We start from the raw sequence: 13,415 nt of genomic DNA on the forward strand, positions 1-13,415 counted from the left end.
GGCGGTGCCCACAGGAAGATCAGCGGCGGGGAGTCCAGTCCTTACCGTCGTCGTCATCGTCATCGTCGTCGACGGCGTAATTCGCGTACGGGTCGTACGGATCGCGCTCGTCGTCGTCGTGATCCTCGGCAACAGTACTGCCGCTGCCGCTGCTGAGCTCGTTACCTCCGAGCTCGCGCTGCAAGGCGGCGAGGTCGGTGTTCGGGGAGTGATACTTCAACTCCCGGGCCACCTTAGTCTGCTTGGCCTTAGCTCGGCCGCGCCCCATGGCCGACCCCCTCGCACATGAATGACGGGGCTACCCGAAGGCGGGCCCCGATGACGTCAGACATCTCTCGTGGGTCATACGGTACATGGGAGGAGGGCACTTCGGCATCTCGGGTTACCGGGTGTCTGACAGCACATCGGAACCTGTCCGTTTTATGACTGGTAAGGAGTATATCGCTCCCCAGTAATGACGGTCCAATTCCCGGCCGAAGCCCCCGGTCGCGCTGTTTCAGCAGCTCGGCGGGGGCTTCGACCATGAAAGGGGTCAGACCCGGATGGTCCGGAGGCGGCCCACCTCGGCGATGCGCTGCTCGGCGAGGCGGTCCGCGGCGGCGGCCGGGGAGATGCCCTCGGCGTCCGCCGTTTCCAGGATTCGCTTCGTCGTGTCGTAGATCTTGGTGGCGCGCAGCTTGGCCCGCTCGAAGCTGAAGCCGTCGATCTCGTCCGCGACCTGGATCACGCCGCCCGAGTTCACCAGGTAGTCGGGCGCGTACAGGATGCCTCGGTCGAGCAGCAGCTTCTCGACGCCGGCGTGCGCGAGCTGGTTGTTGGCCGCACCGGCCACGATCTGGGCCTTCAGGGCGGGCACCGTGTCGTCGTTGAGCGCGCCGCCCAGCGCGCACGGCGCGTAGACGTCGATGTCGCCGGCGACCAGCGCGGTGGCGTCGGCGACCAGGGTGACCTGGGGGTAGGTGGCCTTGGCCCACTCCAGCGCCTTCGGGTGCACGTCGGTCGCCACGACCTCGGCGCCGTCCTCGATCAGGTGGGCGGTCAGGTACTTGCCGACCTTGCCCAGCCCGGCCACGCCGACCCGGCGGCCCTTGAGCGACGGGGTGCCCCAGCGGTGCTCGGCCGCGGCGCGCATGCCCTGGAAGACGCCCCAGGCGGTGAGGACCGACGAGTCGCCGGCGCCGCCGTACTCGACGCTGCGGCCGGTGACGAACTTCGTCTCCCGGGCCACGACGTCCATGTCCTGGACGTAGGTGCCGACGTCGCACGCGGTGTAGTAGCGGCCGCCCAGGGACTGGACGAACCGGCCGTACGCCCGCAGCAGCTGCTCGGACTTGATCTGCTCCGGGTCGCCCCAGATGACGGCCTTGCCGCCGCCGAGGTCGAGCCCGGCGAGGGCGTTCTTGTACGCCATGCCCCGGGAGAGGTCGAGCACGTCGTGCAGCGCCTCCTCCTCCGTGGCGTACGGGTAGAAGCGCGTGCCGCCCAAGGCGGGGCCGAGCGCCGTCGAGTAGATGCCGATGATGGCCTTCAGGCCGCTGGCCCGGTCCTGGCAGAACACGACCTGTTCGTGACTGCCGTCGCTGAATACGCCCACTGCTGGCTCCAGGTGACTCCGATGGCCCTTGTGGGGCCGATCCGTTCTCGGTGTTTCCGAGGGGTCGGGCGACGCCGCGGTAGCGACGCTCCCGCTGACAGCCTAATCGTGGGAGGATCGCGAGGTGCCGTCACAGTTCGCCGCGTACCTGAGGGTCTACGAGCCGCTCACCGCGTTCGCGCCGGAACGTGAACGATTCTGGCGCCGCTACGTGGACGAGGGGCGCGCCATCGGCGTGTCCGACGGGCCCGGCCGCCAGCGGGCGACCGTGCTGGAAGCGCTCGGTGCGGGCTGGTCGCGCCTGCCCGACCTGCCCGATGAGGCATACGTCATGCAGGGGCTGACCGGCCAGGCGGAGGTGCCGCTGGTCTGCCCGTGGAACCTGCGGGTCCGGGTCGCCGAGGCCGCGCTGCAGGCCCGGGACGGGGTGCCGCAGGTGCTCGCCGACGCCTTCGTGCCGCCGGTGCTGGTCGACCTGGCGCAGACCGTGGTCGGGCAGACCCGGGCCGAGGACCGGATGCACGAGCAGGTGGCCACCTGGGGGGTGCCGCTGCGCTGGTTCGTGCTGGTCTCGCCGGCCGAGCGGGACCTGGTGCTGGAGCCCACCCGCCGGGTGCTGCGCTACCGCACGGAGATCGGCAAGGCCCGGCAGCGGGCGCACAAGGGGCTGCGGGTGCTCCGCCGGACCCTGGGCGACGTGCCGATCACCGATTCGCTGCGGGAGACCGCGCGCTGGCTGGAGTCGTTCCATCCCGGGTCGGTGGTCGAACTCGACTACGGCGGCTTGACCGCGCTGCTGTCGGAGGACGCGCTGCGCGACGACGACTCGGTCGAGTTGGTCGCCACCGGGCTGGCCGGGCTGGAGCGGGAGGACGGCGACGCCGCCACGGCCGCGTATGAGCAGCTCGTGCAGCGGTGGCGGGCGATCCAACTACTGGAGCGCAGCAACTGACGGTACGTAGCGCGTGGGTTACCTGGAGTGATCGAAAGCTATGAAATTACTGTCTTCATCCGCTAAAAGCAGACATGTCGTTCATTCATCATCCGTCCATCCACGGACCTTCACCCGTTCGGCCCATGTCGGACATCGGGGACTAGCCGGACTATGGGTAGCGCGTTGACCGGCGGGACCCCGGTCTTCGTCTATAGGTACTTGTGGAGGAGTGACCGCATGGCGTCGCGTACGCACGAACCAGAACCCCTGCTCACCCCGGCAGAGGTTGCGTCGATGTTCCGCGTCGACCCGAAGACCGTCACCCGGTGGGCCAAGGCGGGCAAGCTCAGCGCTATTCGTACGCTGGGTGGCCACCGCCGCTACCGCGAGTCGGAGGTGCGTGCTCTGCTCCAGGGTCAGATCCCGCACCAGCGTCAGGGCGACTGAACCGAGACAACTGAACATAAGAAGAAGGGCGCTCCCCCCAGAGCGCCCTTCTTCTTTGCCTTCCGCCGGTCAGGGCACCAGCGCGCCGTCGCGGAGGGTGACCACGCGGTCGGCCATGTCCATCAGGGCCGCGTCGTGCGTGGCGACCAGGGCGGTCATGCCGCGGGCGTGCACCAGGGCACGCAGCAGGTCCATGATCTGACGGCCGGTCTCCGAGTCGAGCTGGCCCGTCGGCTCGTCCGCGATCAGCAGCTGCGGGTCGTTGGCCAGCGCGCGGGCCACCGCCACGCGCTGCTGCTGGCCGCCGGACAGCTCGTACGGCCGCTGGTTGGCGTGCGCGCCGACGCCGACCAGCTCCAGCAGCACCGCCACCCGCTGGTCCCGCTCGGCGGGGCGCACCTTGGCCAGCCGCAGCGGCACGCCCACGTTCTCGGCCGCCGACAGGATCGGCACCAGCCCGAACGACTGGAACACGAAGCCGATCACGTCCCGGCGCAGCGCCACCAGCTGCGGCTCAGCCGCCGAGGTGACCTCCTGCCCCGCGATGAAGACCTTGCCCGAGGTCGGCCGGTCCAGCCCGCCGATGATGTTGAGCAGGGTCGTCTTGCCCGCGCCCGAGCGGCCGCGTACGGCGACCAGCTCGCCGCGCCCGGCGGTGAACGAGACGTCCCGCACCGCGTGCACGACCTTGCCCGCCCGGCCGAAGTCGCGGGACACGTTCTCGACCCTGACCAGCTCTTCAGCCACGGCGCACCTCCACACGGTCGGACTCCAGGGTGAGCTTCACCCGGTCCTTGAGCTCCAGTTCCTCCACGAACGCGCCGGGCAGCTGCATGCGCCCGGCCCGGTCCAGCACCGCGTACTCCTCGCTGACCAGCTCGGTGCCGCCGTCGGCGGTGGCCCGCGCGGTCCGGCGCACCTCCGAGGCCAGCCGGCCGTCGCGGATCGCCACGGTACGCCGCACCTGCGTGGCCACGTTCGGGTCGTGCGTCACCACGACCACGGTCACGCCCAGCTCGGCGTTAATCGTCTGCAGCGCGCCGAACACCTCGGCCGCGGTCGACTCGTCCAGCTCGCCGGTCGGCTCGTCGGCGAACAGCACCTCGGGGTCGTTGGCCACGGCCAGCGCCACCGCCACGCGCTGCTGCTCGCCGCCGGACATCTGGTCCGGGCGGCGGTCCGCGCAGTAGCCGACGCCGACCATCTCCAGCAACTCCAGCGCGCGCTCGCGGGCCTTGCGGCCGGACCGCGTGCCAGCCAGCCGCATCGGGGTCACCACGTTCTCCAGCGCGGTCAGGTACGGCAGCAGGTTGCGGCCGGTCTGCTGCCACACGAAGCCGACCATGTGCCGCCGGTACGACAGCCGCTTCTTCGCCGACATGGTGAGCAGGTCGTACTCGCCCACCCGGGCGATGCCCGCGGTCGGCACGTCGAGGCCGGACAGGATGTTCAGCAGGGTCGACTTGCCGGAGCCGGAGGCGCCGACGATGGCCAGCAGCTCGCCCCGGTCCACCACCAGGTCGAGTCCCTGCAGCGCGACGACCTCGACGCCCTCGGTCTTGTAGATCCGCACCAGCCCGTCGCACACCAGGTGCCCGCGCAGCCGGTCGGCGCCGCCGGCCCGGTCCGCGGCCCGCTGCGCGGCACGTGCCTGCAGCGTGGCGAGGTCCGGCGGCGCGATGGTCTCGTCAGTGGTCGACATCAGCTCTCTCCCGCTTCGAAGGAACCGAGCCGGAGCACCTCACCGAGGCGCAGCCGGCGGTTGAACAGGGTTTCCACCGCGAGCGCGGTCAGCATTCCGATCAGCACCAGCGCCACCGCGGCGCCGGCCACCAGCGGGTCGAAGGCGACCCCGACCGTGATCCCGTCGGTGAACGTGTCGAGGCCCAGCGCGGGGGCGATGAGCCGCGGCATCGCCACGCCCACCGCCGCGCCGGTCAGCACCGCCACGGTGACCACCGGCATCAGCTCCACCAGCAGCAGGCCGCGGCCCTGGCCCCGGGTCAGGCCCATGGTCCGCAGCCGGGACAGCACGGTGCCGCGGCCCCGGGCGCCGGAGACGACGGCGAAGCCGATCGCCAGCAGGGCGAGCACCACACCGGTGCCCGCGCCGATGGCGAACGCGAAGGTGATCACCGCGTTGACGCTCGTCTCATCCAGGCTCGCGCGGGTCTGGTCCCAGGTCGTCACCTGCGTGACCGGCTCGTACGCCTTCGCGCGGTAGCCGGTGCTCGCCCAGCGCTCCTGCCCGGCGTCGCCCACCGCGCGCAGCGCCTGCGGGTCCGGGTCGCCCGCCAACAGGTAGCCGCTGGGCAGCAGCGCCTGCCGGCTGTCCGCCGGGAACGCCTGCCAGGGCAGCACGACGAAGTTCGTCGCGCCGTTGGCGATCGGCGGGAACCCGTCGACCACCGCGGCCACCGAGAAGTCGTAGAACCGGCCGCGCAGCGTCACCATGGGCTTGCCGTCGCCGATCTGCTTCGCGGCTCCGGGCGAGACCAGGGCCGGGATGACCGGGCTCTGGCCCGCCTCGGTGAACGCCGCGGGCGGGGTGACCTCGACCCCGGATTCGGCCAGCACCTTCGCGTAGGCCGGGCCGTCCAGCACCAGCGCGTACACCGTGCCCTTGCGCTGCTGGTCGACGGCCAGGTCGCCGGCCGACTCGACCATGTAGGGGGCCACCGCGGTCACCCCGGGCACGGCGGCCAGCTCGGTGGCCGTCCGCTCGTCGAAGTAGTAGCCGTCGACCTTGACGTCCGCGGCCATCCGCAGGTCCGTGGCGCGGTCGCGGCCGGAGTCGATGGTGCCCGCGACGGCCACGCTGAACACCGCGGTGCTCACCGCGACGACCAGCACGGCCACCGGGCCGATCACGGCGCCCGCGGTGCGGCCCGCCCGGGACAGGCCCAGGAAGCCGACCGCGCCCCGGCGGCGTACGGCCAGCCGGCCCAGCCAGGCGACCACCGGCGGGATCACCCGCACCATGGCCACCGCCGCGCCCGCGGCCAGCAGCGCGGGCACCGCCGCCAGGTAGACGTCGACCTCACCGGACTCGCTCAGGCCGCGCTCGCGCAGCAGCCATACGCCCGCCCCGGCGAGCACCAGCAGGCTCAGCTCGGCGGTGCGCCGCTTCAGGCCCACCCGGGTGCTCGCCACGTCGGCGCGCTCGCCGGAGAACGACGGGTCGCGCGAGGTGCGCATGGTCATCACCGGCACGGCCAGCACCGCCAGCGCGGTGAACACGGCCAGCACCGGCCAGGTGGCCGCGGGCCGCCCCGGCACCGCCGTGCCGGCCAGCGCCCCGACGATCGCGGCGGGCACCACGAGCAGCGATTCCAGCAGGGTGTACGACCCGATGGTCAGGATCGCCCCGCCCCGGGCCCGCAGCAGCGCGAACTCGGCCCGCCGCCGGCTCACCAGCACACGCGCGGCCAGCAGCACCAGCCCGGCCAGGGTGACCAGCGCGCCCACCTGCACCACGGCGAGCAGCGCCTGGGCGGCGCGGGCGCGCTCGGCGAACCGGGCCAGCGCGGTGTCCAGGCCGGTCGTCAGCGACGACTCGATGCCCTGCCGCCGGGCGACGTTGGCCGCCTCGACCACGGCGGGCAGCACGGCCATGTCGAGCGTCGCGGTGTCGATGCGGTAGCGCCACTCGTAGACGACCGGCGCCAGCTTCTCCAGCAGGGCCAGCCCGGCCTGGTCGGAGAAGACCACCGCGCGGTACGGGTCGCCGTCGTCGTTGGGCAGGTAGGCCCGGAGGCCGGTCGGCATCGGCTCCCAGTAGGTGCCGTTCTCGTCGTGCGGCTCGATGATGCCGACGACCTCCATCGGCACCCGGTCGTGGAAGCGGAAGGTGCTGCCGACCCGCTGCTCCAGCTGCTCGGCGTTCCACTTGGTGAGCACGACCTCGACCGTGCGGTTCTCGCCCGGCTGGGTGTGCGGCCACCGGCCCTCGACCAGGTCGGCCTGCTCCTCCAGCCCGCTGCCGGCGCGGACGCTGAACAGCGGCGGGGTGCGTTCCGGCAGGCCGGTGCCGCGTACGAACGACTCGTCCTGCACCGTCGCCAGGGCCCACCAGGACTGCGTGACGCGCTCCCGCAGGGCGGGGTAGAGGACCGCCTGCTGCTGCTCCAGGCGCCGCTGCGGGTCCCAGTTGGCGTTCTCCGGCTTCGTCGCGCGGTAGGTGAGGTCACGGGAGGTGTAGCTGAGGGGCGAGACGTCGTTGCGCAGGCCGTCGTCGGTCAGCTGGTTGGCGACCCGCGGCGCGCCGAGCGCGAGCAGGCCGGCCGCGAGCGTGAGCACCCCCAGCAGGGCCAGGGGCCCGGCTCCGGCCCGTACCCGGGCGATCCAACCCTTCACCGGTCAGCTCCGATCCGCAGCTGGGCGGCGGCCAGCCGCTGCCGCATCGTGGTCGCGACGAGCCCGGCCAGCACCAGGGTGATGGCGAGCAGGATCGCCGCCGTGCCGAGCACTGGCGGCCAGTCCGTCGTGGTGAGCGCGGGCGGCACGGGCCGGCTCGCGCTCGGGGTGAGGATCACCAGCGGGCCGGTGGTCCGCGCGACGAACATGCCCACCAGCAGGCCGACGGCCACGCCGAGCCCGGCCAGGAACGCCTGCTCGATCATCAGGGCACGGGCCAGCAGGTTCGGCGTGGCGCCGAGGGTGTTGAGCACGGCCAGCTCGGCGACCCGCCGCCGGGCGGTGGCCCGCACGTCGACCGCGACGCCGACCAGGGCCAGCCCGATCGCGCCCAGCGCCGCGATGAACAGCGCGATACGCGCACCGGCGCCGAACGGGTCGTCTGCGGCGTGCAGCGCCAGGGCGTGCCGGTCGATGGTGAGCAGGTTGGGCAGCGAGGCGGCCGCGGCGGCGGCCTCGGCGTGCCGGGCCGGGTCGGTACGCAGCCACCACTCGCTGATGACCGGGATCCGGGGGGCACCCTCCCGCTGCAGGTGAGCGGCGAGCGCGGGCATGTCGACCAGCAGCGCGGCGGGCTCCAGCCCGCCGGGCAGCGCGGTGGCCTCGCCGGTCACGTGCACCGTCGTGGTGACGCCCCACAGCGGGACGTCCACCTTCGCGCCGACCTGGGTGTGCAGCGCGGCGAGCGCCTCCGGGGTGGCCAGCACGGGCACGGTGACGGGCGGGGCGTCGGGTCGCAGCGTGAACGTGTACGGCACGTTGACCGCGCCGCCCGGATCCATCATGTCGACCCGGGCGCCGTCGCCGGTCACCGCGACCTTGACCTCGCCGTGGCTGCCCGGAACGCCCCAGCTGCCACCCGGCAGGCCGAGGTCGAGCGGGACCGCGGCGCCGGTCGCGGCGACGGTGGACAGCCCGGTGAGCTCCCAGGTGATGCGCAGCCCGAAGGGCATGTCGGGCCCGTCGGTAGCGAAACCGGTCAGCCGCAGCCCGGCCGTGTCCGGCACCGGCACGTCGAACGCGTACCCGTCGGCGTCGTCGCTCTCGGCGAGCGGCACCACGTGCACGCCGCCGTGCTCGTCGGTGAACAGGGCAGAGCTCGCCTCCCGGGGCCGGGCCAGGAAGTCCTGCCCGTTCGCGGTGACGCGGACCGAGCCGCGCAGCGACTTCGTCCCGGCCGGCACGGCCACGCCCGGCGCCTGCCGGCTCTCCGCGGTCAGCGCGGCGGTCAGCGCGTGGATGTCACCCATGTCCGCCCGCATCCGCAGCACGTCGCCGGCGGCCGCGGCGTCGAGTGCGAGCAGCGAGACCGCTGTCTCCCGCTCGCCCGCGGTCAGCGTGGTCCGCCAGGCGGGCAGCGCGGCGGCGACGCCGGGCAGCGCGGCGACCTGGCTCACCCGCTGGCGCGGGGCGATCCAGGACGTCTCGGTCAGGCGCAGGTCCGCGCCCGTGGTGTGGTCGGCCTGGTCCAGCTGGGACTGCCGGGCGGTCGCGGCGAGCGTCCAGGCCAGCGTGCTGACCGCGACGCTCAGCGCCAGCAGCAGCACCGGCCCGGCGTGCGGGCGGCGGCCGGCCTGCCATACGCCGAGCTGGGCGGCGAACCAGGACCTGCGGTCGACCTGGCGCTCCAGCAGCCGGGTCAGCGGCGGCAGCAGGCGCAGCGCGACGACCGCGCCGGCCAGCACGCCGAGCGGCCCGGCGGCGGCCAGCATCGGGTCGATGCCCAGCTCGCCGGCGACCCCGGACAGCGGGGAGTCGTACTGCCGCAGCTGGAACCAGGCGAGCACGGCGAAGCCGATGAGCGCGAGGTCCAGACCGGCGCGCTGGGCCACGGCGGTGCGGCTGGGCCGGGAACGGGCGGCCAGGTCGGCCACGTAGGTGCCGCCGCCGCGCAGCGCGGGCAGTAGCATGGCCAGCACGCAGCCGAGCCCGGCGGTCACCGCGACGCCGACGGTGAGAGGGCTGATGCCGCCCTCCAGGCGCAGCCCGATGGCCGCCAGCGCGGGCACCCGCTCGGCGAGCTTGAGCAGCGGCGCGACCAGCAGCGGGGCGAGCACGGCACCCGGGGCCGCGATCAGCAGCGCCTCCCACGCGGCGAGCCCGGCGAGCTGGCCGCGGGACGCGCCGCGGGCACGCAGCAGTGCGGTCTCCGCCCGGCGGCCTTCGGTGAGCAGCGCCGCCAGCAGGATCAGGGCGTACCCGCCGAGGATCGAGATGAGCAGGAGCGGGGTGAGCAGGTCGGAGCGGCCGACGAGGCTGGCCTGCTGGATGCGGTCGACCAGGCGTTCCAGGTGCGTCGAGGCCTGGCCGCCCTCGCCGTAGCCCAGTTCCTTGGGCACCTCGCCGAGGGTGGTCACGGCGCCGCGGGCGGCGACGAGTTCGGACAGCAGCGCCCGGGACAGGTCGGGGGTGACCACCCAGCCGCTGTTGCCGAGGTAGGACCAGCCGTCGAAGAAGTCCTCCCGGTTGAGCACCAGCGGGCCGTACGTGTTGCGGCCCGGCTCGACGCCCTCGGCGATCTCCGGCACGAGCAGCCAGTACGGGTCGTCGGCGGTCAGCGGCGCGAACACGCCGACGACCTCGACCTCCTGGACCTTCTTGGTGATGCCGTTGGTCATCCGCACCCGGGAGCCGGTCTTGAGGCCCAGCGCGTGCGCGGCGGCCTCGCCGACGACGGTCTGCGGCACCTGCGCGCCGGTCTGCGGCCAGCTGCCGGAGACGAGCCGGGCGTGCGCGGCGAGGTCCTCCAGGAACATGACCCGGGCGTAGACGACGCCGTAGGAGTCGGCCACCGCGTCCCCGGTGTCGCCGTTGAAGCGCAGGCCGCTGGCGTACCCGGCGGCGGTGACCGAGAGGCGGGTGTCGCCGAACCGGCGCGCGAACGACTCGCGCAGCTTGGCGTCCGTGGCGGTCCACGACTCGGCGGAGAACGACTTGCCGACGTCCTCCCCGGTGGAGACCCAGCCGCTGCCGCCCGTGCGCGAGGGCAGCCGGATCTGGATCGCCCGTTCGTCCGGCGGCGCCGCGGCGACGGCCGCCCGGCCGCCCGCCTCGATCACCGCGCCGCTGTAACTCGCCAGTGCCACCAGCAGCGTGGTCGAGATCAGCGCTGCCGCAGCCGCGGCTGTCAACAGGCCCTTCGCGCTGTAGGCCCGCCGACGTCCCAGCATGGCGCCTCCTTGGCTCCCGATCACCAACCTCTGTAGAAGCAGGGAGGAGCCTTGACCGGTTCACACGCCGTGACGGCTGTTACCGGACCGTTATGGCTGGTGAGGCGGTTCGCCCCTTTCATCCGGTGGTAGGACCCCTGCGGTGAGCTGGGCAAAGGCAGAGCGGCGCTGGATCGCCAGGTCGCGGGACTGCCCGGCGGCCCACGACCACAGCGCGCTGTCCCAGGCAGCCTGCGCCGCACCCGCCACCAGCAGCGGGTACGGGTGCGTCTCGGCCCTGCCGCAGCGCCCGGCCACGAACACGCTCACCAGCCGCCGCAACTCCTCGCTGAGGACGAGGTACGTGCTCAGCAGCGACGGCTGCTCGCTGAGCAGGGCGAGCCGGGCGCGGAGCTGGTCCAGCTCGGCCTCGTCGGTGATGTCGGCCGCGTCCAGCACCGCGCGCACCGACTCCAGCGGAGGCTCGTCGGCGGGCCGTGCCGCCAGCGCGCCGCGCAGCTGGTCCACCCGCTCGTGCCCGACGTCGCCGAAGAGCACGTGCTGCTTGGAGGAGTAGTAGCGGAAGAAGGTGCGCACCGAGACGCCCGCCTCGGCGGCGATCTCCTCGACCGTGGTGTGCTCGTAGCCCCGGCGGGCGAACAGGGCGAGCGCCGCCTGCTCCAGCGCCGCCCGCGTGTGCTGTTTGTGCTGTTCCCGCCGGTTGATCACCCGTCCGGTCATTCACTCATCTTCCAAGCGCGGGCCCGCACCGGTCAAAGTGCGGTCCGCCACCGGGAGACGACGGGCATTGGTCGATATAGCAGCATTCACGTTATATGCACCGCTACCGTCGGACCATGGTTGCCCATCGGCTGGTGCGGAACCTGGCCGGTGCCGTCGCGGTGCTGGCAGCGCTGTTGATAGTGGTCTTCGGGCTGCCCGCCCTGAACCGGGCCGTGCCCACCGACCGCTCCCTCGCCGGACCGCGCTACGACGTGGGGGCGGGTGTCACCGTCGCACCACCGGCCGGCGCCCGGGTGGACGCGAGCAAGACCCGGCCCGGCAGCGAGCGCGCCACGGTGATGTTCCTGGTGGGCGACGTGCGCTATCTCATCGTGGTGCAGCCGTTCGACGGGCCGATCGGGGAGGCGGCGGAGAAGCTGCGTACGAAGATCAAGGCGACGCAGGGTTACCAGGTCACCGGGAACGAGGGCGGCATCCGCACGACCGGCGGCCTGGCCGGCGTGGCCGGCGGCTACACCGCGCCGGGGCGCAGCGGCCGCTACGCCGTGTTCCTGGCCGGCGAGCACTCCATCGAGGTGACCGTCAGCGGCGCCCAGCTGGAGCTGCAACGCGAGCTGGCCGGCATCGACGGCTCGATCAGCTCCATCACCTACGGCGGTGACCGGTGACGGTGGCGGGGCGCTCCCGGCGCTGGCGCTTCTCGGTGCGCCCGACCCCGCGGGCCGCGCGCGCCCTGAAGTCGCTCCAGCTGCCCGCGTTCTGGCTGCTGGGCCTGATCCTGCTGGCGGGGATGGCCCGGCTGCTGGAGATCCTGCGCGCCGACCTGGCCCGCTTCCCGGTGGCGACCACCTCGGCGATCGTCCTGTTCGCCCTGTACGCCGTGCCGTTCTGGCTCTTCATCGCGTCCATGGACTTCCTGGAACGGGAGCCGCCGCTGCTCATGGCGACCGCGTTCGCCTGGGGCGGCGCGGTGGCCACCACCGCCGCCATCCCGGGCACCCAGGCGCTGCACGACCTGGTCGCCAAGCTGATCTCACCCGCGTTCGCGGCGGCCTGGGGCTCGGCCATCGCCGGGCCGACCGTCGAGGAGCTGCTCAAGGCGCTCGGCGTGGTGATGATCGTGCTGGTCGCCCGCAAGCAGATCAACAGCGTGCTGGACGGCATGGTGTACGGCGCCCTGATCGGGCTCGGCTACCAGGTGGTCGAGGACATCGTGTTCGCGGTGAACGCGGTGGCGCTGCGCGGGCAGGGCGACGGGGTGGGCCCGGTGGTGGCCACGTTCTTCCTGCGCGGCTTCCTGGCCGGGCTGTGGAGCCACACCCTGTTCACGGCGCTGGCCGGAGCGGGCATCGCCTGGTTCGTGGTGCGCACCGACAAGCCGCTGTGGTGGCGGCTCGGGGGCCTGGGCCTCGGGCTCGGCCTGGCCTGGCTCACCCACTTCGTCTGGAACTCGCCGCTGTTCGCCGACGGCCTCGGCTCCGGCGCGGCCGGGGTGCTGCTCGGCATGCTCGGCAAGGGCCTGCCCGCGCTCGCCATGGTGCTCGCCCTGCTCTGGGTCGCCCGGCACCGGGAGGCGCACTACTACGTGGCGCAGCTGGCACGACTGCAGGACCCGCGCATCGCCACCCCGGGCGAGCTGCAGATCATGGGCCACGGCCACCTGCGCGCCGACGCCCGGCGCTACGGCCGGGCCCGCGGCGGCCGCGCCGGGGAGCGGGCGGTGCGCGGGCTGCAGACCGCCCAGGCCCGGCTGGCCGTCGAGCTGAGCCGGGTGGACCGCATCTCGCCCGGCGACGAGCTGCTCGTGCACTGCCGCGACGAGGTGCTCGCGCAGCGGCAGCGCCTGGTCGACCTCGGCCACCCCGAGGCCGTCGTCTCACCCATGCGCCCCGCCGTGCCCCGCGTGGTTGTCCTCGGCATCCTCTTCGCGACCGCCCTCTTCCTCCTCATCTGGCAGGCCATCAAAACCATGAACGCCGCCTAGCCCGCGCTGCCGGGCGCAGTTTCGGGGAAACTGCGCTCATTCCGGCTGCGATTCGTGCAGTTTCCCGGAAACTGCCGCACGCCCGCCGGGCCCCGGGGACGGAGAAGGGCCGCTCCCCAGGGTGGGGGGCGGCCCTTCTCGTGGGTG

Annotated in this window: 11 protein-coding genes; 4 read left to right on the forward strand and 7 right to left on the reverse strand. The window is 73.1% G+C overall.

Features of this window, described 5'->3' with window-relative positions; all coding sequences use genetic code 11:
* Positions 1–19: 19 nt before the first annotated feature.
* Together CS0771_RS07530 and CS0771_RS07535 are read right to left on the reverse strand one after the other, a co-directional pair.
* Positions 20–268: a DUF3073 domain-containing protein gene (locus tag CS0771_RS07530; RefSeq protein WP_203750746.1), complete on the reverse strand. Its 249-nt coding sequence runs from the start codon at positions 266–268 to the stop codon at positions 20–22.
* 264 nt (positions 269–532) lie between these two features.
* Positions 533–1,594, reverse strand: coding sequence for a Glu/Leu/Phe/Val dehydrogenase (locus tag CS0771_RS07535; RefSeq protein ID WP_212840353.1), 1,062 nt, complete (start codon positions 1,592–1,594; stop codon positions 533–535).
* Between the two features lie 124 nt (positions 1,595–1,718).
* Here CS0771_RS07535 and CS0771_RS07540 point away from each other — a divergent pair, with 124 nt between their 5' ends.
* Positions 1,719–2,546 (forward strand): hypothetical protein, encoded by an 828-nt coding sequence (locus tag CS0771_RS07540; RefSeq protein WP_212840354.1) that lies wholly within the window; start codon positions 1,719–1,721, stop codon positions 2,544–2,546.
* A 219-nt stretch (positions 2,547–2,765) separates the two neighbouring features.
* Positions 2,766–2,975, forward strand: coding sequence for a BldC family transcriptional regulator (locus CS0771_RS07545; RefSeq protein ID WP_020522548.1), 210 nt, complete (start codon positions 2,766–2,768; stop codon positions 2,973–2,975).
* 69 nt (positions 2,976–3,044) lie between these two features.
* Here the strand turns inward: CS0771_RS07545 and CS0771_RS07550 are convergent, their stop codons facing one another.
* The 5 genes from CS0771_RS07550 to CS0771_RS07570 form a co-directional block, all read right to left on the reverse strand.
* Entirely contained in the window at positions 3,045–3,722 is a 678-nt protein-coding gene (locus CS0771_RS07550; RefSeq protein WP_212840355.1) for an ABC transporter ATP-binding protein, read from the reverse strand.
* Complete coding sequence (locus CS0771_RS07555) at positions 3,715–4,677, reverse strand: ABC transporter ATP-binding protein (protein ID WP_212840356.1); 963 nt, start codon at positions 4,675–4,677, stop codon at positions 3,715–3,717. The genes CS0771_RS07550 and CS0771_RS07555 overlap by 8 nt, the downstream gene beginning before the upstream one ends.
* The gene (locus CS0771_RS07560) at positions 4,677–7,331 is read right to left on the reverse strand and encodes an FtsX-like permease family protein (RefSeq protein WP_212840357.1); all 2,655 of its coding nucleotides are present in this window, start codon (positions 7,329–7,331) and stop codon (positions 4,677–4,679) included. The genes CS0771_RS07555 and CS0771_RS07560 overlap by 1 nt, the downstream gene beginning before the upstream one ends.
* On the reverse strand, positions 7,328–10,561 hold the full coding sequence (locus tag CS0771_RS07565; RefSeq protein ID WP_212840358.1) for an FtsX-like permease family protein: 3,234 nt from the start codon (positions 10,559–10,561) through the stop codon (positions 7,328–7,330). The genes CS0771_RS07560 and CS0771_RS07565 overlap by 4 nt, the downstream gene beginning before the upstream one ends.
* Before the next feature lie 90 nt (positions 10,562–10,651).
* Positions 10,652–11,281, reverse strand: a complete 630-nt coding sequence (locus CS0771_RS07570; protein WP_212840359.1) for a TetR family transcriptional regulator — start codon at positions 11,279–11,281, stop codon at positions 10,652–10,654.
* 116 nt (positions 11,282–11,397) lie between these two features.
* On the opposite strand from CS0771_RS07570, the gene CS0771_RS07575 reads away from it, so the two are divergent.
* Together CS0771_RS07575 and CS0771_RS07580 are read left to right on the forward strand one after the other, a co-directional pair.
* The gene (locus tag CS0771_RS07575; RefSeq protein WP_212840360.1) at positions 11,398–11,952 is read left to right on the forward strand and encodes a hypothetical protein; all 555 of its coding nucleotides are present in this window, start codon (positions 11,398–11,400) and stop codon (positions 11,950–11,952) included.
* The gene (locus CS0771_RS07580; protein WP_244870663.1) at positions 11,949–13,268 is read left to right on the forward strand and encodes a PrsW family intramembrane metalloprotease; all 1,320 of its coding nucleotides are present in this window, start codon (positions 11,949–11,951) and stop codon (positions 13,266–13,268) included. Before CS0771_RS07575 ends, CS0771_RS07580 begins: the two co-directional genes overlap by 4 nt.
* Positions 13,269–13,415: the final 147 nt, after the last annotated feature.

It is taken from the genome of Catellatospora sp. IY07-71 (genome assembly GCF_018326265.1).
In the GTDB taxonomy this organism is placed as follows: domain Bacteria; phylum Actinomycetota; class Actinomycetes; order Mycobacteriales; family Micromonosporaceae; genus Catellatospora.

Coding starts and splice junctions, on each gene's coding strand:
- CS0771_RS07570 (WP_212840359.1), bottom strand. CDS start 11,281: ATGACCGGACGGGTGATCAACCGGCGGGAACAGCACAAACAGCACACG.
- CS0771_RS07530 (WP_203750746.1), bottom strand. CDS start 268: ATGGGGCGCGGCCGAGCTAAGGCCAAGCAGACTAAGGTGGCCCGGGAG.
- CS0771_RS07545 (WP_020522548.1), top strand. CDS start 2,766: ATGGCGTCGCGTACGCACGAACCAGAACCCCTGCTCACCCCGGCAGAG.
- CS0771_RS07555 (WP_212840356.1), bottom strand. CDS start 4,677: ATGTCGACCACTGACGAGACCATCGCGCCGCCGGACCTCGCCACGCTG.
- CS0771_RS07575 (WP_212840360.1), top strand. CDS start 11,398: ATGGTTGCCCATCGGCTGGTGCGGAACCTGGCCGGTGCCGTCGCGGTG.
- CS0771_RS07565 (WP_212840358.1), bottom strand. CDS start 10,561: ATGCTGGGACGTCGGCGGGCCTACAGCGCGAAGGGCCTGTTGACAGCC.